The organism is Streptomyces sp. NPDC060028 (assembly GCF_042736725.1).
Classification (GTDB): Bacteria; Actinomycetota; Actinomycetes; order Streptomycetales; family Streptomycetaceae; genus Streptomyces.
This window is the reverse complement of record NZ_JBHWVJ010000059.1, coordinates 25,250-47,858: the sequence shown is the minus strand read 5'-3', so window position 1 is coordinate 47,858 and position 22,609 is coordinate 25,250. Positions and strand designations below refer to the sequence as shown.

19 protein-coding genes and 1 pseudogene are annotated in these 22,609 nt (G+C 73.1%); 13 read left to right on the top strand and 7 right to left on the bottom strand.

Annotated features, from left to right (window positions below; translation table 11 throughout):
- From ACFWBF_RS25930 to ACFWBF_RS25905, 6 genes and pseudogenes are all read left to right on the top strand, one after another.
- A pseudogene (locus ACFWBF_RS25930) lies at positions 1-303 on the top strand (exopolyphosphatase); the annotation flags it as partial.
- Positions 300-1,898, top strand: a complete 1,599-nt coding sequence (locus ACFWBF_RS25925; RefSeq protein ID WP_385606072.1) for an acyl-CoA carboxylase subunit beta — start codon at positions 300-302, stop codon at positions 1,896-1,898. The pseudogene ACFWBF_RS25930 and the gene ACFWBF_RS25925, both read left to right, overlap by 4 nt.
- Before the next feature lie 8 nt (positions 1,899-1,906).
- Positions 1,907-3,835 (top strand): biotin carboxylase N-terminal domain-containing protein, encoded by a 1,929-nt coding sequence (locus ACFWBF_RS25920; protein WP_385606082.1) that lies wholly within the window; start codon positions 1,907-1,909, stop codon positions 3,833-3,835.
- Positions 3,832-5,007, top strand: a complete 1,176-nt coding sequence (locus ACFWBF_RS25915) for an acyl-CoA dehydrogenase family protein (protein WP_385606070.1) — start codon at positions 3,832-3,834, stop codon at positions 5,005-5,007. The genes ACFWBF_RS25920 and ACFWBF_RS25915 overlap by 4 nt, the downstream gene beginning before the upstream one ends.
- A 10-nt stretch (positions 5,008-5,017) precedes the next feature.
- Complete coding sequence (locus ACFWBF_RS25910) at positions 5,018-5,755, top strand: enoyl-CoA hydratase family protein (protein WP_385606068.1); 738 nt, start codon at positions 5,018-5,020, stop codon at positions 5,753-5,755.
- Entirely contained in the window at positions 5,743-6,384 is a 642-nt protein-coding gene (locus ACFWBF_RS25905) for a TetR/AcrR family transcriptional regulator (protein WP_385606066.1), read from the top strand. Before ACFWBF_RS25910 ends, ACFWBF_RS25905 begins: the two co-directional genes overlap by 13 nt.
- A 57-nt stretch (positions 6,385-6,441) precedes the next feature.
- Here the strand turns inward: ACFWBF_RS25905 and ACFWBF_RS25900 are convergent, their stop codons facing one another.
- Positions 6,442-7,548, bottom strand: coding sequence for a citrate synthase 2 (locus ACFWBF_RS25900; RefSeq protein ID WP_385606065.1), 1,107 nt, complete (start codon positions 7,546-7,548; stop codon positions 6,442-6,444).
- A 241-nt stretch (positions 7,549-7,789) separates the two neighbouring features.
- On the opposite strand from ACFWBF_RS25900, the gene pdxH reads away from it, so the two are divergent.
- Both pdxH and ACFWBF_RS25890 read left to right on the top strand, forming a co-directional pair.
- Positions 7,790-8,413: a pyridoxamine 5'-phosphate oxidase gene (gene pdxH, locus ACFWBF_RS25895; RefSeq protein WP_385606080.1), complete on the top strand. Its 624-nt coding sequence runs from the start codon at positions 7,790-7,792 to the stop codon at positions 8,411-8,413.
- A gap of 448 nt (positions 8,414-8,861) precedes the next feature.
- A complete protein-coding gene (locus tag ACFWBF_RS25890; protein ID WP_385606064.1) occupies positions 8,862-10,190 on the top strand; it encodes a PAS domain-containing protein in 1,329 nt (442 codons plus the stop codon).
- Here ACFWBF_RS25890 and ACFWBF_RS25885 read toward each other — a convergent pair.
- The gene (locus ACFWBF_RS25885) at positions 10,187-10,942 is read right to left on the bottom strand and encodes an SIS domain-containing protein (RefSeq protein WP_385606062.1); all 756 of its coding nucleotides are present in this window, start codon (positions 10,940-10,942) and stop codon (positions 10,187-10,189) included. The two genes, ACFWBF_RS25890 and ACFWBF_RS25885, sit on opposite strands and share 4 nt — an antisense overlap.
- Positions 10,943-11,167: 225 nt before the next feature.
- Here ACFWBF_RS25885 and ACFWBF_RS25880 point away from each other — a divergent pair, with 225 nt between their 5' ends.
- Positions 11,168-11,860, top strand: a complete 693-nt coding sequence (locus ACFWBF_RS25880) for a metal-dependent transcriptional regulator (protein ID WP_385225301.1) — start codon at positions 11,168-11,170, stop codon at positions 11,858-11,860.
- 404 nt (positions 11,861-12,264) lie between these two features.
- Positions 12,265-13,137, top strand: coding sequence for an alpha/beta fold hydrolase (locus tag ACFWBF_RS25875; protein ID WP_385606060.1), 873 nt, complete (start codon positions 12,265-12,267; stop codon positions 13,135-13,137).
- Between the two features lie 44 nt (positions 13,138-13,181).
- On the opposite strand, the gene ACFWBF_RS25870 is transcribed toward ACFWBF_RS25875, so the two are convergent.
- The 4 genes from ACFWBF_RS25870 to ACFWBF_RS25855 all read right to left on the bottom strand — a co-directional run bounded on the left by ACFWBF_RS25870 (position 13,182) and on the right by ACFWBF_RS25855 (position 17,529).
- A complete protein-coding gene (locus ACFWBF_RS25870; RefSeq protein WP_385606058.1) occupies positions 13,182-14,102 on the bottom strand; it encodes a hypothetical protein in 921 nt (306 codons plus the stop codon).
- A gap of 106 nt (positions 14,103-14,208) precedes the next feature.
- Complete coding sequence (locus ACFWBF_RS25865) at positions 14,209-15,813, bottom strand: transporter (protein WP_385606057.1); 1,605 nt, start codon at positions 15,811-15,813, stop codon at positions 14,209-14,211.
- Positions 15,810-16,727, bottom strand: coding sequence for an ABC transporter ATP-binding protein (locus ACFWBF_RS25860; RefSeq protein ID WP_385606055.1), 918 nt, complete (start codon positions 16,725-16,727; stop codon positions 15,810-15,812). Before ACFWBF_RS25860 ends, ACFWBF_RS25865 begins: the two co-directional genes overlap by 4 nt.
- A gap of 133 nt (positions 16,728-16,860) precedes the next feature.
- Positions 16,861-17,529, bottom strand: coding sequence for a bifunctional DNA primase/polymerase (locus ACFWBF_RS25855; protein WP_385606053.1), 669 nt, complete (start codon positions 17,527-17,529; stop codon positions 16,861-16,863).
- Between the two features lie 233 nt (positions 17,530-17,762).
- Here ACFWBF_RS25855 and ACFWBF_RS25850 point away from each other — a divergent pair, with 233 nt between their 5' ends.
- Positions 17,763-19,145 (top strand): transcriptional regulator, encoded by a 1,383-nt coding sequence (locus ACFWBF_RS25850; RefSeq protein WP_385606051.1) that lies wholly within the window; start codon positions 17,763-17,765, stop codon positions 19,143-19,145.
- Between the two features lie 115 nt (positions 19,146-19,260).
- Positions 19,261-20,637: a hypothetical protein gene (locus tag ACFWBF_RS25845; RefSeq protein WP_385606049.1), complete on the top strand. Its 1,377-nt coding sequence runs from the start codon at positions 19,261-19,263 to the stop codon at positions 20,635-20,637.
- Positions 20,638-20,677: 40 nt separating this feature from the next.
- Here ACFWBF_RS25845 and ACFWBF_RS25840 read toward each other — a convergent pair whose 3' ends face one another.
- Positions 20,678-21,955: an ABC transporter substrate-binding protein gene (locus ACFWBF_RS25840; RefSeq protein ID WP_385606047.1), complete on the bottom strand. Its 1,278-nt coding sequence runs from the start codon at positions 21,953-21,955 to the stop codon at positions 20,678-20,680.
- A 195-nt stretch (positions 21,956-22,150) separates the two neighbouring features.
- On the opposite strand from ACFWBF_RS25840, the gene ACFWBF_RS25835 reads away from it, so the two are divergent.
- Entirely contained in the window at positions 22,151-22,597 is a 447-nt protein-coding gene (locus tag ACFWBF_RS25835) for a hypothetical protein (protein ID WP_385606078.1), read from the top strand.
- Positions 22,598-22,609: the final 12 nt, after the last annotated feature.

Below are 22,609 nucleotides of genomic sequence, written 5' to 3'. Positions count from 1 at the left end.
ACCTTCCGCACCCTGCTCCCCGAGACCTCCGGTCTCCCCGTCACCCGCCACCCCCTCCCGCACCTGCGCGCCCTGAACTTCACAGTCGAAGGCATCCTCGGCGACGGCGTGGCCGCGGGCCACCGCTTCGACCCCCAGGCCAAAGCCCTCGGCGAATGGCTCCGCGCCCGCCACCTCGACATCCCCACCCACCTGCTGCCGCCCCCGGCCCCGGCCCCGGGCGTCGGCTCCGTACCCACCCCCACCCCGCCGCCCGCCCAGGGCCAAGGCCCCGTACCCGCCCCGGAGGGGACCGGATCATGACCCGTCTCGGCACGACCGTCGACCCGCACGCCCCCGACCACGTCGGGTACCGCGCCGCCGCCCTGGAACGTCTCGCCGCCCTCGACGCCGAGCACGCCAAGGCCCTGCAGGGCGGCGGCGAGAAGTACACCGCCCGCCACAAGCAGCGCGACAAGCTCCTGGCCCGCGAGCGCATCGAGCTGCTCCTCGACCCGGACACCCCCTTCCTGGAGCTGTCCCCGCTCGCGGCCTGGGGCAGCGATTACCCCGTCGGCGCCTCCATGGTCACCGGGATCGGCACCGTCGAGGGCGTCGAATGCCTGGTCACCGCCAACGACCCCACCGTCCGCGGCGGAGCGAGCAACCCCTGGACCCTGAAGAAGGCCCTGCGGGCCAACGAGATCGCCCGCCAGAACCGCCTGCCCTGCATCAGCCTCGTCGAGTCCGGCGGCGCCGATCTCCCCTCCCAGAAGGAGATCTTCATCCCGGGCGGCGCGATCTTCCGCGACCTCACCCGCCTCTCGGCCGAGGGCATCCCCACCATCGCCGTCGTCTTCGGCAACTCCACCGCCGGAGGCGCGTACATCCCCGGGATGTCCGATCACACCATCATGATCAAGGACCGGTCGAAGGTGTTCCTCGGCGGTCCGCCGCTCGTCAAGATGGCCACCGGCGAGGAGAGCGACGACGAGTCCCTCGGCGGCGCCGACATGCACGCCCGCACCTCCGGCCTCGCCGACTACCACGCCCTCGACGAGCACGACGCCATCCGCCGGGCCCGCCGCGTCGTGGCCCGCCTGAACCACCGCAAGGCCCGCCAGGACCCGCCGAAGGCCGAGGAGCCGGCGTACGACCCCGAGGAACTCCTCGGCATCGTCCCCGCCGACCTCAAGACCCCCTTCGACCCCCGCGAGGTCATCGCCCGCATCGTCGACGGTTCCGACTTCGACGAGTTCAAGCCCCTCTACGGCACCAGCCTGGTCACCGGCTGGGCCGAGCTGCACGGCTACCCGGTGGGCATCCTCGCCAACGCCCAGGGCGTGCTGTTCAGCGCCGAGTCGCAGAAGGCCGCCCAGTTCATCCAGCTCGCCAACCAGCGCGACATCCCGCTGCTCTTCCTCCACAACACCACCGGCTACATGGTCGGCAAGGAGTACGAACAGGGCGGCATCATCAAGCACGGCTCGATGATGATCAACGCGGTCTCCAACTCCCGCGTCCCGCACCTGTCCGTCCTCATCGGCGCGAGCTACGGCGCCGGCCACTACGGCATGTGCGGCCGCGCCTTCGAGCCCCGGTTCCTCTTCGCCTGGCCCAGCGCCAAGTCCGCCGTCATGGGACCCCAGCAGCTCGCCGGAGTCCTCTCCATCGTGGCCCGGCAGTCCGCCGCCGCGAAGGGGCAGCCGTACGACGACGAGGCCGACGCCGGCATGCGCGCCTTCGTGGAGGCGCAGATCGAGTCCGAGTCCCTGCCGACCTTCCTGTCCGGACGGCTGTACGACGACGGGATCATCGACCCCCGCGACACCCGAACCGTCCTCGGCCTGTGCCTGTCGGCCGTCCACAACGCCCCCGTCGAGGGCGCCCGTGGCGGCTTCGGCATCTTCCGGATGTGAGCGCCCCCATGACCATCACCTCCCTCCTCGTCGCCAACCGGGGCGAGATCGCCGTCCGCATCTTCCGCACGGCCCGCGCCCAGGGCCTGGCCACCGTCGCCGTCCACTCCGACCCCGACGAGAACGCCCTGCACGTACGCGACGCCGACGCGGCCGTACGCCTGCCCGGCGCGGCCCCCGCCGACACCTACCTGCGCGGCGACCTGATCATCAAGGCCGCCCTCGCCGCGGGCGCCGACGCCGTCCACCCCGGCTACGGATTCCTCTCCGAGAACGCCGGATTCGCCCGCGAGGTCCTGGCCGCGGGCCTGACCTGGATCGGCCCGTCCCCCGAGGCCATCGAGGCCATGGCCTCCAAGACCCGCGCCAAGGAACTGATGCGCTCCGCCGGGGTGCCCCTCCTGGAGCCCGTCGACCCCGCCACCGCCACCGGCGCGGACCTGCCGCTGCTCCTGAAGGCCGCGGCGGGCGGCGGCGGCCGCGGGATGCGCGTCGTACGGGACCTCGACGTCCTGAAGGAGGAGCTGGAGGCCGCGTCCGCGGAGGCCCGCTCGGCCTTCGGGGACGGAGAGGTCTTCGCCGAGCCCTACGTCGAACGGGGCCGCCACGTCGAGGTGCAGATCCTCGCCGACGCGCACGGCACCGTCTGGGCACTCGGCACCCGCGACTGCTCCCTCCAGCGACGCCACCAGAAGGTCATCGAGGAAGCCCCGGCGCCCGGCCTGCCCGAGCAACTGCGCACGAGCCTCCACGAGGCCGCCGTGGCCGCCGCCCGCGCGGTCTCCTACCAGGGCGCGGGCACCGTCGAGTTCCTCGTCGCCGCCGACGGCCGCCCGTACTTCCTGGAGATGAACACCCGCCTCCAGGTGGAACACCCCGTCACCGAAGCCGTCTTCGGGCTCGACCTCGTGGCCCTGCAACTGCGGATCGCCGAAGGTGCGGCCCTGCCGCTCACGCCCCCGCAGCCGTCCGGCCACGCCGTCGAGGCCCGCCTGTACGCCGAGGACCCCGCCCACAACTGGCGTCCGCAGACCGGCGTACTGCACACCCTCGCCGTCCCCGGCGAGGTCCGCGTGGACACCGGCTTCGCCGACGGGGATCCGGTCGGCATCCACTACGACCCGATGCTCGCCAAGGTCGTCGCGCACGCCCCGACCCGCGCCGAGGCCGTGCGCGCCCTCGCCCACGCCCTCGCCGGGGCCCGGATCCACGGGCTCACCACCAACCGCGAGCTCCTCGTACGGTCCCTGCGGCACCCGGAGTTCACCGCCGGGCGCCTCGACACCGGCTTCTACGAACGCCACCTCGGCGAGCTGACCGAAGACGCCCCGGACGCAGGCCGGGCCACCACCCTGTCGGCCCTCGCCGCCGCCCTCGCCGAAGCGGCACCCGGCCCCGACGCCCCTCTCGCCGCCCGCCTCGGCGGCTGGCGCAACCTCCGCTCCCAGCCGCAGACCCGCCGCTACACCGCGGCCGGCGCCGCATACGAGGCCCGCTACCAGCCCCTGGACCACCCCGGCGTCCGGGTCCTGGCCGCGAATCCCGAGCTCGTCACCCTCGAAGTCGAGGGAATCCGGCGGCTGTTCCACGTGAAACAAAATTCGAACACCGCCGGTGTGCGTGAGATGTACGTCGACTCCGCACTCGGCTCCCACACCCTCGTCCCCGTGCCCCGGTTCGCCGATCCCCAGGACCGCACCGAGCCCGGCTCCCTCCTCGCGCCCATGCCCGGCACCGTCGTCCGCGTCGCCGAGGGCCTCGCCCCCGGCAGCGCCGTCACCGCCGGGCAGCCCCTGCTCTGGCTGGAGGCCATGAAGATGGAGCACCGCATCCTCGCTCCGGCCTCCGGCACGCTCACCGCGCTCCACGCCGCCACCGGCCAACAGGTCGAGTTCGGCGCCCTGCTCGCCGTAGTCCAGGAGGAACAGCAAGCATGAGCCCCGCCATCGGCACCACCGTTCTGGAAACCGAAGAGCACAAGGCCCTGCGCGCCGCCGTCGCCGCCCTCGGGCAGCGCTACGGCCGCGAGTACCTCACCCGCGTCGCCCGCGAAGGCGGCCACCCCGACGAGCTGTGGGCCGACGCCGCCAAGCTCGGCTACCTCGGGGTGAACCTGCCCGAGGAGTACGGTGGCGGAGGCGGCGGCATCGCCGAACTGTCCATCGTCCTGGAAGAACTGGGCGCCGCGGGCTGCCCCCTCCTGATGATGGTGGTCTCGCCCGCCATCTGCGGCACGGTCATCTCCCGCTTCGGCACCGAGGCCCAGAAGCAGGCCTGGCTCCCCGGCCTCGCCGACGGCAGCCGCACGATGGCCTTCGGCATCACCGAGCCCGACGCCGGCTCCAACTCCCACCGCATCACCACCACCGCCCGCCGCGACGGCGACGCGTGGGTGCTGACCGGCCGCAAGGTCTTCATCTCCGGCGTGGACATCGCCGACGCCACCCTCATCGTCGGCCGTACCGAGGACGCCAAGAGCGGGCGCCTGAAGCCCTGCCTGTTCATCGTCCCGCGGGACACCCCCGGCTTCACCCGGTCGGTCATGGACATGGAACTCCAGGCCGCGGAGAAACAGTTCGAGCTCGTCCTGGACGAGGTCCGGCTCCCCGCCGAAGCCCTCGTCGGAGACGAGGACGCGGGCCTGCTCCAGCTCTTCGCCGGCCTCAACCCCGAACGCATCATGACCGCCGCCTTCGCCATCGGCATGGGCCGCCACGCACTGGCCAAGGCCGTGGACTACGCCAAGACCCGCCAGGTGTGGAAGGAGCCCATCGGCAGCCACCAGGCCGTCGCCCACCCCCTCGCCGCCGCGCACATCGAGCTGGAACTCGCCCGCCTGATGATGCAGAAGGCCGCCCACCTCTACGACGCGGGCGACGACATGGGCGCGGGCGAGGCCGCGAACATGGCCAAGTACGCTGCCGGCGAGGCCTGCGTCCGGGCGGTGGACCAGTCCGTCCACACCCTGGGCGGCAACGGCCTCACCCGCGAATACGGCCTGGCCGGCCTCATCACCGCCTCCCGGGTGGCCCGAATCGCCCCCGTCAGCCGTGAGATGATCCTCAACTTCGTCTCGCACCAGACCCTGGGCCTGCCCAAGTCCTACTAGGAGGGACGACATGCCCCCGACCGTCGCAGCCGCGCACCACCGCGGGATCACCACGCTCACGCTCGACTCCCCGGCCAACCGCAACGCACTCTCCGCGGACCTCGTCGGCGAGCTGCGCGCAGCCCTCGCCGCGGCGGGCGCGGACCCGGCGGTCCGGGCCGTCGTCCTCACCCACACCGGCACCACCTTCTGCGCGGGCGCGGACCTCAAGTCGCCCTGCGACCCCGCCGACTTCCTGGCCCTGCTCAGGGAAATCGCCGAACTGCCCCGGCCCGTCGTCGCCCGCGTCACCGGCCACGTCCGGGCGGGCGGCCTCGGGCTGCTCGGCGCCTGCGACATCGCCGCCGCCGGGCCGCAGTCCTCGTACGCCTTCACCGAGACCCACCTGGGCCTGGCTCCCGCGGTCATCTCGATCCCGCTGCTCCCGCGGCTCGACGCGCGGGCCGCCGGCCGCTACTTCCTGACCGCCGAGCTCTTCGACGCCGCCGAGGCCACCCGGATCGGGCTGCTCACCCTGCACGCCGAGCAGGTCGACGAGGCCCTGGAGCCGGTCCTCGCGGGCCTGCGCAAGGCCTCTCCGCAGGGCCTGGCGCAGACCAAGGCCCTGACCACCGCCGCCGTACGCGAGGCCCTCGACCGGGACGGTGCCCGCCTGACCGAGCTGTCCGCGGGGCTCTTCGCCTCCGCCGAGGCCCGTGAGGGCATCACTGCCCGCTTCCAACGACGGGATCCCGCATGGGCACTGTGACCGACGCCGGCTCCGGCCCGGGCCCCGGCGCCGCGCCTGCCCCCGCGCCCGCCCCGGGCCCCAAGCAGGCCCGCAGCCGGGTCACCCGCCGCCACCTCCTCGACGCCGCCGTCTCCTGCCTCGCGGAACACGGCTGGGCGGGCTCCACCGTCGCCGTCGTCGCCGAGCGCGCCGGAGTCTCCCGCGGCGCGGCCCAGCATCACTTCCGCACCCGCGAGGACCTGTTCACCGCGGCCGTCGAATACGTCGCCGAGGAGCGCTCCACCGCCCTGCGCGAGCTGTTCCAGGCCGGCCCGGCGCCCCGGCCCGCCGTGGTGGAGGCGCTGGTCGACATGTACACGGGCGTGCTCTTCCGGGCCGCGCTCCAACTGTGGGTCGCCGCCTCCAACGAGGAGCAGCTGCGCCCCCGGGTCGCCGAACTGGAGACCCGGGTGGGCCGCGAAACCCACCGCATCGCCGTGGAACTGCTGGGCGCGGACGAGTCCGTACCGGGCGTACGGGAGACCGTGCAGGGCCTGCTCGACATGGCCCGGGGGCTGGGCCTGGCCAACGTGCTGAGCGACGACACCGCCCGCCGCGCCCGGGTCGTCGCCCAGTGGGCCCGGATCCTGGACGCGACCCTGGGCTGAGGCGGACGGCGGCGGCCCGCCGCACACGTCAGCCCAGGGAGGGGCGGGGCCGCCGGCTCAGGCGGTCTCCGCCATGTCGGCGTAGCCCTCGATCTCGCGCGGGTTGCGGACGCCCGGCCCGGTGTAGCGGGCCGACGGGCGCACCAAGCGGCCGGTGCGCTTCTGCTCCAGGATGTGCGCCGACCAGCCGGCGGTACGGGCGCACGTGAACATGGAGGTGAACATGTGCGCCGGGACCTCCGCGAAGTCCAGCATGATCGCGGCCCAGAACTCCACGTTGGTCGCCAGCACCCGGTCGGGGCGGCGCGCGTGCAGCTCCTCCAGCGCGGCCTTCTCCAGCGCGGCGGCGACCTCGTAGCGCGGGGCGTCCAACTCCTTGGCGGTACGCCGCAGCACGCGGGCGCGGGGGTCCTCGGCCCGGTACACGCGGTGCCCGAAGCCCATCAGCCGATCGCCCTTGTCGAGGGCCTTCTTCACGTACGCCACGGCGTCGCCGGTGCGCTCGATCTCCTCGATCATGCCGAGCACGCGCGACGGCGCGCCGCCGTGCAGCGGCCCGGACATGGCGCCGACGGCCCCGGACAGCGCGGCCGCCACGTCGGCGCCGGTGGAGGCGATGACGCGCGCGGTGAACGTCGAGGCGTTCATCCCGTGCTCGGCGGCGGAGGTCCAGTACGCGTCGACGGCCTTGACGTGCCGCGGGTCCGGCTCACCGCGCCAGCGGATCATGAACCGCTCGACCACGGACTCGGCCTTGTCGATCTCCCGCTGCGGCACCATGGCCCGGCCCTGTCCGCGGGCGGACTGGGCGACGTACGAGAGCGCCATGACGGCGGCCCGCGCCAGGTCGTCGCGGGCGGTCTGCACGTCGATGTCGAGGAGCGGTTTCAGACCCCACACGGGGGCGAGCATGGCGAGCGCGGACTGGACGTCCACGCGGATGTCACCGGAGTGCACGGGGATCGGGAAGGGCTCGGCGGCGGGCAGGCCCGGGTTGAACGCCCCGTCGACCAGCAGGCCCCAGACGTTCCCGAACGAGACGTGTCCGACGAGGTCCTCGATGTCGACCCCGCGGTAGCGCAGCGAACCGCCTTCCTTGTCCGGTTCGGCGATCTCGGTCTCGAACGCGACGACCCCTTCGAGCCCGGGTACGAAGTCGGACATGCGGCGGCTCCTCAGATAGTGCGAACACGCGCGGCTCCCGGCGTGATTCGCGGTCCGGCGCGGTCATCCCCGTTGATGCCCGGCACGGCCGAAGGTCACCCACGCGGGAACCCTCGGACCGGCCTCAAGATTTTGTCCGCTCCGCATGGCGCGGGGAAGCGTGACATACGGCACACCTCCGGCAGTCATACTGCGGCAGGATGGCCCGGTGACCGACCCCCAGGACCTTGACCCCGCCGTCATGCGCAAGCAGTACCGCTCGGAGATCGTCTTCGAGGACAGCCTCGCCGAGGACCCCCTGAGGCAGTTCGCCGAGTGGTTCCGCCAGGCGACGGACGCGCACCTCTTCGAACCCAACGCGATGGTCGTCTCGACCGCGACCCCCGACGGCCGGCCCAGCTCCCGCACGGTGCTGCTGAAGCAGTTCGGCGAGCGGGGCTTCGTCTTCTTCACCAATTACGGCTCCCGCAAGGGCCGGGAGATCGACGCCAACCCGTACGTCTCGCTGCTCTTCCCCTGGCACGCCATCGCCCGCCAGGTCATCGTGACCGGCACGGCCACCCGTATCGGCCGCGACGAGACCGCGGCGTACTTCCGCTCCCGGCCGCACGGCTCCCAACTGGGCGCCTGGGCGAGCGAGCAGTCCCGGGTGATCGACTCGCGCGCCGAGCTCGACCGGCGCTACGCGGAGCTGGAGGCGCGCTACCCGCAGGGCGAGCAGGTCCCGGTCCCGCCGGAGTGGGGCGGCGTGCGGGTGGTTCCCGACGCGGTGGAGTTCTGGCAGGGCCACGAGAACCGCCTGCACGACCGCCTGCGGTACGTCGCCGAAGGCGACAAGTGGCGGCTCGAACGGCTCTGCCCCTGACGCAGACGACCCGCGGGCTCTGGTTTCTCTCCTGCAGTGAGAGAAGCCGGCCGGACGTACCGGCGAGCCCGCGGGTCGGGTGACTGCTTGGGATTGGCGCCTGGCGTTCCCGCCGGGCACCGCACTGGGTGCGTGCGACGACGGGCGCTTTAGCCCGCAGCCACCTCACGCGTCCGGTTTCCGTACATTTCGGGAACCACCTCCCTTCTCGTGTACGGCAAAGCCTAGGCACCTCCTCCTGCCGTCACAACCGTTTATTTCCAGGGCCGATCATCAGGGCACCCCCGTACGCGACGCGATGGATGTGCGTCGTCTCGCCTGGGACGACGTCCGCCCCCGCTGACCGGATTTCTCGTACCCAATCCGCGGGAAGCGGGTGTGGGCTGCGTCACGTTCCAGTTCAATGATCTGACGTGCCGCACACGCGAACACCTGCAGGGGGTGCCAGGTGAGTGCTTCCGGACGTAGTGAGACCGCCGACGATCTGCTCGCAGCGCTGCTCGACGGGATGGACGCCGCCCTGTGCGCGTTCGACGCCGACGGCGTGATCACCCATTGGAACCGTGAGGCCGAGCGGGTCCTGGGGTGGTCCGCGGCCGAGGCCGTGGGGCGCAAGGGGTTCGCGGGGTGGGCCGTACGGGCCGCCGACGCCCAGGACGTACAGGACAGACTCATGGCCGCCCAGGACGTGCCGGGACGGCAGGTCCACGAGTTCGCGCTGCTGACCAAGGGCGGCGGCCGCGTCCTGGTGCGGACCCAGTCCGCCGGAGTGCCCGGCGCCGACGGCAAGCCCGCCGGGGTGTACTGCGCCTTCAGCGCGGTGCACGCGCAGATCGACCTGGAGCGGTCCATCGCCCTCAGCGAGGCGCTGATGGACGACGCCTCGTGGGGCGTCGTCCTCGTCGACGTGGACCTGCGCCCGGCGGTCGTCAACGCGCACGCCGCCCGCGCCTTCGCCTCCGGGCGCACCGCGCTGCTCGGGCGGCCCCTCGGGGACCTGCTGACCCAGGGGGTCGAGGAGCTGGAGGGCGCCCTCCAGCACGTGCTGGCCGAGGGCGCGCCGCCCAAACCCGTGGAGCTGTGGGTGTCCGTGCGCACTCCCGAGGGGGTGCGGCGGCGGTGCTGGCGGTGCGGCTTCCTGCGGCTGGCCTCGCCGCTCGCGGAGGAACCCGTACCGCTCGGGGTCGCCCTGCTGTTCCAGGACGTCACCGAGGCCCGCCGGGCGGAGCTGGACACCGCGCAACTGCGGTTCCGCTCGCACCAGCTGCACCGGGCGGGCCGGGCGGCCGCCGAGTGCGAGGACCCGGCCGAGGCGGCCTCCGTACGGCTGGACTTCGCCCTGGCCGGCTTCGCCGAGCACGCGCTGCTCGACGTACTGGAGCGGCCCGGGGACCCCGACCGGCCGCGGCTCGTACGGTCGGCCGCGTCCCCGCCCGGGTTCCCGGCGCCGGGGTCGATCCCCGTGCGGTACGAGGCCGGCCACCCGGCGCTGCAGGCGCTGGAGCGGTCCGGCTCGGTGCGCACCAGCGGGCCGCGCGGAGAGGCGGCCGAGGAGTGGGCGCGGTCCCGGCAGTGGCCGCAGGGCGCGGCGCACGGGCTGTGCGTGGTGCTGCGCAGCCGCGGCCGGACCCTGGGCGCGCTGACGTTCCTGCGCGGCCCCTCACGGGCCGCCTTCGAGCGGGCGGACGCCGCCTACGCGGAGGAGGTCGCGGCCCGCGTCGCGGCCGACCTGGACCTGGCGACGCGCGCGAGGCAAGAGACGGAAGGGGCGGACTAGTGGCGGAAGAAGATCCGGTCGCCGTACTCCTGCATCACGCGGCCGTTCCACTCGTGGCCGCCGTCGACGTTGCCCGAGCGCAGCAGCGGCGGCTCCAGTCCGCGGGCGGCGAGCTCGCCGGCCGCGGCGGCCATGACCGCCTGCATGATCGCGCTGGTCACCACGGTGGAGGCGGGGGCGAAGGGGGCCTCGATGCCGTCGAGGCTCAGTTCGGCGTCGCCGACCGCGATCTTGCTGTCGAGGACGATGTCGCAGTGGTCCTTGAGGAAGGTTCCGGACACGTGCCGCGACTTGGTCCCGGTCGCGTACGCCACCGAGGTCACGCCGATGACCTTGAGGCCGATGGCGCGGGCGTTCATGGCCATCTCCACCGGCAGGGCGTTGCGCCCGGAGAGGGAGATGATCACGAGGACGTCGCCGTCGGAGGCCGGGCTGCTGTCCAGTACGGCTCCGGCGAGCCCGTCCACGCGCTCCAGGGCGCTTCCGAGGGTGGCGGGCATGATGTCGATGCCCGCGGTGCCGGGGACGGCGAGGAAGTTCATGAGGGCGAGCCCGCCGGCCCGGTAGACCACGTCCTGGGCGGGGAGGGAAGAGTGCCCGGCCCCGAAGGCGAAGAGCTTGTTGCCGGCGGCCACGGCGTCCGCGATGACGACACCGGCCTCGGCGATGTGCGAGGACTCCTCGTCCCGCACCCGTTCCAGCAGCCCGATGGCGGCGTCGAAGAACTGACCGGCCAGCTTGCTCTCGCTCATACGCCGAAGGCCTTCCGGGGTGGGGTGCAGATGGATGCGTCGTCGTCCGTGTCCGCCGCTCACCGTGCGGTCTGGACCAACAGCCTGTCAATACGGACGTCAATCCCGTGGCCGAAGGCGCCACAAGACGTCCTGGAACGGCCTTGACCCGCGGCACGGGACGGTTGTCGGCCCGATGCGTCAGAATTGGGGGCAGGGCCAGCGCACGCAATCCGAGGGGCACGAATGTCCGGACTGATCGATACCACGGAGATGTATCTCCGCACCATCCTCGAGCTGGAAGAGGAAGGCGTGGTCCCCATGCGCGCCCGTATCGCCGAGCGGCTCGACCAGAGCGGCCCGACGGTGAGCCAGACGGTGGCGCGGATGGAGCGGGACGGCCTGGTGGCGGTGGCCAGCGACCGTCACCTGGAGCTGACCGAGGAGGGGCGCCGGCTGGCGACGCGCGTGATGCGCAAGCACCGGCTCGCCGAGTGCCTGCTCGTCGACGTCATCGGCCTGGAGTGGGAGCAGGTGCACGCAGAGGCCTGCCGCTGGGAGCACGTGATGAGCGAGGCGGTGGAGCGGCGGGTGCTGGAGCTGCTGCGCCACCCGACCGAGTCGCCGTACGGAAACCCGATCCCGGGGCTGGAGGAGCTGGGCGAGAAGGCCGAGGCGGATCCGTTCCTGGAGGACGGCATGGTCAGCCTGTCGGAGCTGGACCCGGGCGCCGAGGGCAAGACGGTGGTCGTGCGCCGGATCGGGGAGCCGATCCAGACGGACGCGCAGCTGATGTACACGCTGCGGCGGGCGGGTGTGCAGCCCGGTTCGGTGGTGAGCGTGACCGAGTCGCCCGGCGGTGTGCTGGTCGGCAGCGGTGGCGAAGCCGCCGAGCTGGATGCGGTCGTCGCCTCGCACGTGTTCGTCGCGAAGCGCTGACCGGGAGCGGAGCCCGGAGCGGAGCCGGAAGCGGAGCCCGCACCGTCACCGGAAGGCCGAGGTGTTGACGCACAGACGTACGGGCGGGCCGCGGGACCGCCCGTACGAGTGAGCCCGACGGGGTCGCTGCGGCCGGATGCTGTGTGATGTGGTGTGGGTGGTCCCGACGCCTTGCGGCGCCGGGACCAGTCCTCCCCTGTGTGACCTGGAGCCCCGAGCTCTCAAGGTCATCCCCTTCGGACCGTCTTCCCCGAGCGGCCCGCCTCCCTGTTGAAAGGATCTCCATCGGCCGGGGCGGTCAATCCTTGAGCAAGGTCACTCGAAAGAGCGGTGTTGCCGGCGAGAACCCCGTTTTCGAATGCGGGTTCGATACTGTGGCCGGGAGCGAAGGGGGTGCATCTGCGGTGGTACAGCGCTTCGATGTCACAGGGGCCGACGGCGTACGCCTGGCAGCCTGGGAGTTCAGGGAACCGCCCGCTCCGGCGGGTGCCCCCGGTGTGCTCTTACTCCACGGCCTGATGGGCCGCGCCTTCCACTGGGCCGGAACCGCCCGCTGGCTCGGTGAGCGCCGCCGCGTCGTGGCCCTCGACCAGCGCGGCCACGGCCAGAGCGAGCGCCCCGCCACCCTCCCGGCCCTCACGACCGCCCTGGGCCGCGAGGCCTTCGTGGCCGATGCCGAAGCCGCCGTCGAGCAGCTCGGCCTGGCCCCCGTGACCCTCATCGGCCACTCCATGGGAGCCCTCACCGCCTGGCAGCTCGCCGCCCGCCGCCCCGACCTCGTGGCGTCCCTGGTCATCTGCGACATGCGCGCCTCCGCCCTCGGGGCGGCCTCCCAGCAGGAGTGGGAGGAGTGGTTCCACCGTTGGCCGCTGCCGTTCCCGACCCAGGACGCGGCCCGCCGCTGGTTCGGCGAGGACGACCCCCGCGTGGAGCGGCCCGACCCCGGCCGCGGAGCGTTCTTCGCCGAGGTCATGCACCAGGCCGACGACGGGTGGCGCCCCGTCTTCTCCCGGCGCCAGATGCTCACGGCCCGCGAGACCTGGGTGCACGACGCGCACTGGGAGGAGCTGGCGCAGGTCCGCTGCCCGACCCTGGTCGTCCGGGGCCTGGACGGCGAACTGGGCCGCGCCGAAGCCCAGGAGATGGTCCGCGTCCTGCCGGCGGGGCAGTACGCGGAGATCCCCGACGCCGGCCACTACCTCCACTACGACCAGCCGGCCGCCTGGCGCGCGGCCCTGGAACCCTTCCTGGACGGAGTCAAGGCCGACGCCCCCTGACACGCCGCCCGCAGCGCACAGCACCGCACCGCGCCGGGTCCGGATCAGACCTCGATCCGGACCCACGTGTCGCCCGCGCGGAGCCAGAGCGTGCCGTCCCTGCCCTGGCCGCACTGCATCACCACGCGGCCCGGCAGCGGCACCCGCTGCCGGTCGGTGATCACGCACTCACCGTCGACCAGGTCCACGCGGACCAGCTCGGTGAACGGCTCGTCGTGCTCCCGGCGGCTCAGCACCGCGCGGTCGCCCCGTACGGCCAGCCCGTCCACGTACCGCAACGGGCAGCGGTAGCCGGCGGCCCGGCCGGTGGCGGGATCGATCCGGGTCAGGAAGGTGCCTCGGGGGTGGCTCCAGGCCAGCCAGGCGTACGGGCCTTCCGTGGCGGCCGTGAGGCCGTGCACCGGCCCTTCGGGGAAGCGGTGCGGCGGAACCCAGGTGGCCGCGCCGGCGGTGTTCCAGCCCGCCAGGCCCTCCCGGGACTGCGGGTGGGCCCCGAAGATGCCCTCGTCCCCGTACGCGGTCCAGATGCTCCCGCGGGCGTCGCTGACCAGCGCCGCGATGTCGTCGCCGAGGCACAGCGCCGCCTCGGGCCGGCCTTCGGGGGAGTACACCACGGCGTTGTCGCGCCAGGTGCCGTCCGCGTCCTGCCCGGCGCGGCCCGCCGCGAGGAGGAAGCGCGACTGCGGGAGCAGCGCGAGGTGTTGGGGCCGGAGCCCGATCGCGTCGACCGGTATGCGCCGCTCGGGTCCCCGCGCGGGGACGATGACGAGCTCGGCGTCGAAGGGGTTCGCCGTGCCCCACCCGGGCCAGCCCTTGACGTACTCGCTCGGGCTCAGGTGGCGACGCTGGACCAGCAGGACGGCGAGCTCGCCGTCCGGTCCCGCGCTCCACGACAACGCCCGCCATCCGGCGTGTGCGTCCGCTTCGGTCAGGCTCCACACGACGGGCGGTTCGCCAACGGTCATGGGTGTTCACCTCGGGGGACTCCGGCGGCCTACGCCGGCCGAAGATCCCCACGCTACCCGACGGGGCCGGCGGAGCCGCTCGGCCCCGACCGGCCCCGATCGGGCTTCAGCCCTTGCTCACCGCCGCCAGGATCTCCGGGAGCCTGCGGGCCACCGTCGGGGCGGCCAGCCGCAGTCCGGCCCAGGCGGTCAGGGTGCCCCAGGCCATGCCCAGCGGGAGCAGGATCCAGGCGAGGGACTCGTGGTCCCCGCCGTGGAGGTAGACGGTCAGGACGATCATCGGGGCGCAGATCACCGCCGAGGTGAACATCCCCCCGAAGATGCCCAGCCAGGCGAGCCCGCCCTGCCCCGGGGCGACGTTCTTGAAGGCGCCCTCCGTCGGGATGGAGTACGGGTAGCGGGCCGAGGCCAGCGCGCCGGTGCACAGCATCGAGCCGAGCAGGGCCAGCGCCAGCCCCAGCGCGGGCGGGAAGCCCCGCCAGTTGCCGACGAGGGCGGCGGTGACCGCCGTGACCAGGACGGTGTACGGGACGGTCACCAGGGCCAGGGCGCAGGCCCGGGCGCTCAGTTCGACGTACGCGTCCTGACGGTTCGAGATGGTCTGCGCGACCATCCAGAACGCCGAGGTGTCCTGGCCGAACTGGTTGTACATCTGGACGCCGAGCATCCCCGCGCCGAAGCAGGCGAGGTACACCGAGCCGGTGCCCTGCAGGGCGTTGAAGACCGGGACGATCGCGCCGATCGCCAGGGCCGTGACCCAGGCCGACTTGGTCTTCGGGTCGCGGACGACGTAGCGCAGGGTGCGCTGCATGGCCGCGCCGGTGCGGTTGTCGGGCAGCAGGGCCCACAGGCCGCCTCCCGCGTTGCCGCGTTCCTTCTCCGGCTTCGCCGCCGTGAGGGTCGAGCCGTCGGGGGTCACCATCAGCCGGGTGAGGCTGCGCTCCCAGAACCGGAGCAGCAGGGCCAGGCCGGCCAGGGTGATGGCCAGTTGGGCCGCGGCCACCCCGTACGAGCCCTCGCTCGCGGAGTCCACCATGCCGACGGCGGTCGCGGGCGGCAGCCAGCGGACCACGGCCTCGGCGGGCTCCAGGGTCTCCAGCCCGCCCTCCTGGAACAGCCGCTGGCTGCCGAAGTTGACCACCTGCGCGCCCACCGCGATCAGCAGGCCGCTGAGCACGGCCAGGTCGCGTCCCTTGCGGCTGGTCAGGAGCCGTACGTTCGCCGTGGCCACGGCGCGGGCGAGCGTGACGCAGCCCAGCAGCAGCAGCGGCGCCGCGACCACCGCGGCCACCGCGCCGGCGGCGCCCCGCGCGACGGCCACCACCGAGCCGACGGCCAGGCAGAGCGTGAACAGCGGGCCGATCCCGACCAGGGAGGAGGCGAGCAGGGCCCGTACGAGCGGCCGCGGGCGCAGCGGCAGCATGACGAGCCGGCTCGGGTCGAGCGTCTCGTCGCCGGTGGGGAAGAACAGCGGCATGAACGCCCAGCCGAGCGCGAGGAGCGCGGCCAGCAGGACGACGACGGTGCCCGCGTGGGCGTTGCCGTGCAGCAGGGCCAGGCCGAGGGTGATGAAGAAGCCGACCACCAGGGCGAAGACGAGGCTGCTGATCCAGGCGGCCTTGCGCTTCGAGGAGCCCTTCAGGCCGTTCTTCATCAGGGAGAGCTTGAGCCGGACGAAGATCGGGGTCAGCGGGACGGCGGTGGTGCTCATCGGGCGGCCGCCTCGGACGCGCCGCCGCCGGTCGTGCCGTTGCCCGCGCCGGTGCCCATGCCGTCGCCCGTGCCGCGGCCGTGGCCCGCGCCGTTTCCGCCGCCGAGCCAGTCCAGCGAGTCGCCGGAGGCCCGGCCCTGCGCGCCGACCAGCTCCAGGAACGCGGCCTGCAGCGAAGGCGCCGCGCCCCGTACGTCGGCCAGCGGGCCCGCGGCCCGGATCCGGCCGGCGGCCATCACGGCCACCCAGTCACACAGCGACTCGACGAGCTCCATCACGTGGGAGGAGAAGACGACGGTGGCCCCGGAGGCGGTGTAGCGCTCCAGCACCCCGCGGATGGTCTGCGCCGACACCGGGTCCACGCCCTCGAACGGCTCGTCCAGGAACAGCACTTCCGGGTTGTGCAGCAGGGCGGCCGCCAGGCCGATCTTCTTCCGCATGCCCGTCGAGTAGTCCACGACCAGCTTGTGCTGCGAGCCCGCGAGGTCGAGGACGTCCAGCAGCTGCGTCGCCCGCTTGTCGGTCTCCTCGCCGGACAGACCGCGCAACCGGCCCATGTACCCGAGCAGTTCGCGTCCCGACAGCCGCTCGAAGAGCCGCAGGCCCTCCGGCAGGACGCCGATGCGGGACTTCACCTCGGTGGGATCCGCCCACACGTCGTGCCCGGCGACGATGACGCGCCCCATGTCCGGGCGCAGCAGCCCGGTCACCATGGACAGCGTCGTCGTCTTGCCTGCGCCGTTGGGTCCGACCAGGCCGATGAACTGGCCCGCCGGCACCACGAGGTCGATCCCCGCCACGGCCACCTGCTCGCCGAAGCGCTTCCACAGACCCTCTATCCGTACGGCGGCCGGCGCGGTTCGCGCGCCACCCGTCCCGTGCGTCCCGCCCGTCGCATCACCCTGGTCCGGCATGCGCCTGCCTCTCGTCCTGTTCCCCGTGGTCGTACTTTCCTCACCATAGGAGGAAGGGGCAGAGGCCGAGCAGTTACTTATGTCATGAGTTTCCCGGGAGGATCCGTCAAGCTCTGACCTGCCGGAACACGCGTCACACCTGGCGCCGCGCCCGCTCCGCCGCCGCCTCGCGCCCGCACGCGTACGCCAGCGCGTCGATGAGCTCCTCCACGTCCGGCAGCCACCGGTTCGCGGCCGTCGGCGGCTGCGCCCACTGGACCGAGCCGCGCCCGCCGTAACGGGTCGGCGGCGCGGCCACGTACTCGCCCTCGCCGCGTGCCGCCAGATCGAGCTGGGAGGGCTGCCAGCCGATCTTGCGCAGCAGGTCCGCCACCTTGATCCCGGCGCCCGGCAGGACGAAGAACATCATCCGGTGGTCCGGCGTGACGGTCACCGGCCCGAGCGGGCGCTGCATCCGCTGGAGCCGCGCCAGGGCGAGGAAGCCCGCGGAGTCCGGCACGTCGAGCGCGTCGAAGGTGCGGCCCGTCGGCAGCAGGATCGAGGCCGTGCGGTGCTTGCCCCAGATCCGCCGGACCTGCACCGCGCTGCCCGAGGCCTGCGCCGCCCAGTCCTTCACGTTCGGGTGCGCACCCGGCGCCGGGCAGTCCTCCTTCCCGCAGGAGCAGTTCTCCCGGCCCTCCGAGTACTCCAGCCAGGTGCCGGCGAAGACATCCCAGTGCCGTTCTTCCGTGTACCGCACGGCATGGTCCAGCAGCTGCTCGCCGCGCTGCTTGGGGATGGGTGCGGTCTCCGTGACTGCCATGGTCTCTTCCACGTGCATCACAACTCTCGCGGTCATCCGGGGTTACGGGCGTAAACCAGCCGGTGGCCGGAGCATCGATCCTGCATGCGGGGCGCATCGATGCATGGACGGGGGCGCGTGGAAGGTCGGGGCGCCGGGGGTGGGTAGCGACTCGTAGCAGAGGGGAAGATTCTCCGCACATCAGGCGGGAAGTGATCATTCCATCGCTCTCCCGTGGCTTCAGGGGGTTTCTCATGACAGCCAGGCCTCTCGTCGCCCGCCAGCCGAACGAACGGCTGCAGGCGCTCATCCAGGAAGCCGGGTGCTCCAATGCCGGGCTCGCCCGGCGCGTCAACATGTGCGGCGCCGAGCACGGTCTCGACCTGCGCTACGACAAGACCTCCGTCGCCCGCTGGCTGCGCGGCCAGCAGCCGCGCGGCCGGGCGCCGGGGATCATCGCCGAGGCGCTCGGGCGCAAGCTGGGCCGGACCGTCACCATCGACGAGATCGGCATGGCCAACGGCAAGAACCTCGCCTCCGGCGTCGGCCTGCAGTTCTCCCCGACCGTCATCGGCGCGATCGAGCAGGTCTGCGAGCTGTGGCGCAGCGACGTGGGTCGCCGCGACTTCCTGTCCGGGTCCTCCGTGGCCGCCTCCGCCCTCGTCGAGCCCAGCCGCGACTGGCTGATCACCGGGGCCGACCCGCAGGTCGCCCGAAGCGGCGGCTCGCGCGTCGGCATGCCCGACGTGGAGGCCGTACGGGCCACCACCGAGGCGCTCAAGGACCTCGACCACCGCTTCGGCAGCGGGCACGTGAGGCCCGTCGTCGTGCACTACCTCAACTCAGTGGTGTCCGGGCTGATCGGCGGCTCCTACCGGGAGCCGGTCGGGCGGGCGCTGTTCGCGGCCGTGGCCCGGCTGACCGAACTCGCGGGCTACATGGCGGTGGACACCGGCCAGCCGGGGCTGGCCCAGCGCTACTACATCCAGGCGCTGCGCCTCGCCCAGGCGGCCGGCGACCGCGCGTACGGCGGGTACGTGCTGGCGGCGTCCATGAGCCACCTCGCCGCCGAGCTGGGCAATCCGCGGGAGATCGCCCAGCTCGCCCGGGCCGCCCAGGAGGGCACCCGCGGGCAGGTCACCCCGCGGGTGGAGGCGATGTTCTACGCCGCCGAGGCGCGCGGGCACGCCCTGCTGGGCGACGGCCGGGCGACGGCGGTGCTGTCCTCCCGGGCGGTCACCGCGCTGGAGCGGGCGGAGCCGGAGTCGGGCGACGACCCGCCGTGGATCCGGCACTTCGACACCGGGTACCTCGCGGACGAACTGGCCCACTGCCACCGGGACCTGGGCCAGGCCGACGCGGCGGGCCGGCGCGCGCAGGAGGCCCTGCGGGCGCTGCCGGCGGGCAAGGAGCGCCGCCGGGCCATCGGACTGCTGCTGCTGGCGACGGCCCAGGTCCAGCAGCGCGAGGTGGAGCAGGCCTGCCAGACGGCGACCAAGGCGGCGGACCTGCTGTCGGGGCTGCGCTCGAACCGGGGCGCGGAGTACCTGGAGGACTTCCGGCAGCGGCTGGAGCCGTACCGGGAAGAGGCCGCGGTAAGGGAGTTCGGGGCCCGTCTGGAGGCGGTGGTCGCCTGACGGCGGTGGACCGGGCTGCGGGCGGGCACGGGGTGGGCCTGACGCCGGTGGCGGATGACCGGGTAGCGTGAGCCGACGGTTCCGTAGGTTCGGACAAGTCGGAGAAGGAGTCCCGGTGACGGAGAACGGACAGGGGAACGGCCAGGGCAACGGCCCGCAGCCCACCCCACAGGCCGGTACGCCGTGGGGCCCGCCGGACCCGACGGCCGGGGCGCCGGGCCACCCGGAGCAGCAGCAGGGCGGTCCCGCGTACGGGTACCCGCAGCCCTACCCGTACCCGCAGGCAGTGCCGCAGCCGCAGCAGCAGGCGCCGGGACAGCAGCCCGGGCACGTCGTCGGGCCCGGCTACGAGGGGCCGGGCGATCCGCACGGGTACGGCTACCCGCCGCTGCCCGAGGCGGTCACGCAGTACATACCGCCCGTGCCGGCCGCCCCGCACGAGGAAGCGGCCACCCAGTACATCCCGCCGGTCCCGAGCGCCCCCGCCGCCCCCGCCGCCCCCGCCGCCCCCGCGCACGAGGAGGCGGCGACCCAGTACATCGCGCCCGTCCCCGCCGGGCCGGGCCCCGACCCGGCCGCGGGCTTCGACGGGCTGTTCCGCAACGACCCTCCCGGCGCCGACGGGCACACCCAGCACCTGCCGCCGGTCCAGGAGCCGGTGGCGCGGCGGCCGCAGCCGCGCCCGTACCCGCCGCGCGGGCAGGGCCCCGTACCGCCCCAGCAGCAGCATCAGCAGTACCCGCCGCAGTTCCAGCAGCCCCCGGCGCCGGCGCCACAGTTCCAGCCGCAGCCGCAGCCGCCGCAGTACGCGACGCCCCAGCAGCAGTTCCAGCCGCCCGCGCCCCACAGCCCCCGCCGGGTCTCGCCCGCGATCATCGCCGCCGGGGTCATCGGGCTGGTGGTGGCCGGGCTCGGCGTCGGCTCGCTGCTCGGCGACGGCGGCGGCAAGCCGCAGAACAACGACCCCGGCGCGGTGGCCGCCCCGCCCGCCACCGCCAAGGGCTCCGCGGCCCCCGGTGAGGCACCGCTCGACCCGGCGCAGCCCCAGGCGGTCCAACTGGACAAGCTCCTCGCGGACAGCAACGACAGCCGCGCCAGCGTGATCCGCGCCGTGGACGACATCAAGGGCTGCCGCAGCCTCGACCAGGCGGCCACCGACCTGCGGGGCGCGGCCCGCAAGCGCGAGGAGCTGGTGACCCGGCTCCAGGAGCTGAAGGTGGACAAGCTCCCGGACAACGCGAAGCTCACAGCCGCCCTCACCAAGGCCTGGCAGGCCTCCGCGGACGCCGACAACAGCTACGCGGACTGGGCGGACGACGTGAACCACGACAAGGACAAGTGCAAGGACGGCAAGGCCAAGTCCACGGACAACGCCTCCGAGGCCAACAAGTCGAGCGGCGAGGCCACCAAGGCCAAGGACTCCGCGGCGGCCCAGTGGAACGCCATCGCGGCCAAGTACGGCCTGACCAAGCGCGACAAGTCCCAGCTCTAGTCCGCGCCCCGGTCGCGCGTGCGTCGCGCCCCGGTCGCGTCTAGTTCGCGCGCGGGGCCTGCTCCAGGGCCGGGGTCATGTCCATGGGCTGCTCGCCCGGCTGGGCGACGAGGCGGCCCTGCTGGACGATCTGGAAGGTGACCTGGCCGTTCACGATGCGCGGGAAGCCGGCGACGGCCCGCATGTCCTGGTAGCGCCAGCTCAGCTCCGGGGTGAGTCCGCCGGTCTTGACGGCCTCGGACTGGTTCAGGGCGCGGGCGAGCTTGCGCGCGGTGATGCCGTCGCCGTCCTTGAACCGCTTCACGACCTCGCTCAGCACCGTGTACGCGATCCAGGTGGTCTGCGCCCCCGTGTCGTCGGCGTCGAGGTTGTCCTCGCCGAAGCCCTGGTCGGAGATCACCTGCCGCATCGGGGCCCAGAGCGGATCGGCGGAGACCGGGTACCAGCTGGTGAGGTACGCGCCCTCGAAGGGGCTGTCCTTGCCGCCGGTGCGGTCGACGAGGGACTGGCTGACCGAGCCGAGCACCGAGGAGATCTGCGGCTTCTTGTTCTGGACGTCGGCGCGCCGGAAGGCGTCGAAGAAGGTCTCGGTGTGCTCGCCGAGCACGGCGGCCACGCAGCCCTTGTCCTTGCCGCCGGAGGAGCCGGCGAGCGCCTCGCGGGCCTGCGGGGCGAAGTCGGCGGAGTCCTCGGCGGCCCGGATGTCGTCGGCCTCGGCCATCTTGTTGGTCTTGAGGCCGGCGTTGAGCAGCACCGGCAGCGAGTCGCCCGCGAGGGTGTCGGGGCGTACCAGCGCCACCTCGCCGCAGGCACGGCCCAGCTGGTGGCCGGCGCCGGCGAGGAGGACGGGTTGGCCGCCGTTGACGGGGTAGGAGAGGGTGGACTGGAACTCCTCGGGGGAGACCCCGTACCCGCCGATGAAGGGGATGCCCTCGGCCTCCAGCGGGGCCATGAAGGCGCGCCCGTGCTGGCTGTACGAGCCGACGACGGCGACGGCCTTCTCGGCGATCGCCTTGCGGGCGCAGTCGGCGGCGCCGGCGGGCGTGTTGTGCTCGTTGCAGGTCAGGACGCGGAGCTTGTGGCCGTTGATGCCGCCCTTGGAGTTGACCCAGCGTTCGTACGCCTTGGCCATGGCTGGCATCCCGGGCATGTTGGTCGCTTTGGTGCCCTCGGGCGCGAAGGTCATGACGGTGATGGCTGACTCCCCGGAGCCCCCCGGGCCTCCGGGGAGCGCCCCGCATCCGGCGACGAGACACGCACCCGCCGCGGTGGCCACGAAGGTGCGGTACAGGGCTGCCGTGCGTTGCCGATCGGTCATGGTCGCAAACGATTCCGCGCCGCGGGGAACTCAAGTATGAGGTGTACACAACATGAGGTGGCGCGCAGGTGAATTGCGGGAGGCGGCCGCGCACAGGCGCTTCAAGATCGCGCAAGAGATGAACGTACGATCGCAAGCGTGACATTCGCCCAAGGTTCGAAGAACTCTTCCCGCCGTGGCGGCCGCTCCTCCACCATGGGCGGCATGCCCCTCAACGACATGCCGTGGTGGCGCTGGCGCAGCAACGTGCGCTCGGCGCTGCACATGCTTTCCGATCCGGCGTTCCAGGAAGAGATCTGGCTGGCCGGCGCCGAGGGGTACGGGGACGTCACCGACGCCGTGTACCGACTCGTCGAGGACACCTGGCTCGACAGCTGGTCCGCCGAGAAGTACGTCGGCACGATCTTCCGCGACTCCCAGGAGGCGGCTCTGGTCGACCTCGCGGTGCTGCGGGTGTTGCGGATCCTGCACCAGATCGGCCCCGACGCCCCGGTCTCCGGCTACCTGGAGCACCACGCCTGGCCCGAGGCGGTACGGGCCGCTCGCGAGGCGCACGTACGGCTGGCGACGGCGGACGGCGACGATCCGGACGCGCGGCCCCGGTCTATAGAACTGCTGAAGATCCTCACCCGCGCGGTGTGAAAGGCTGTGCCG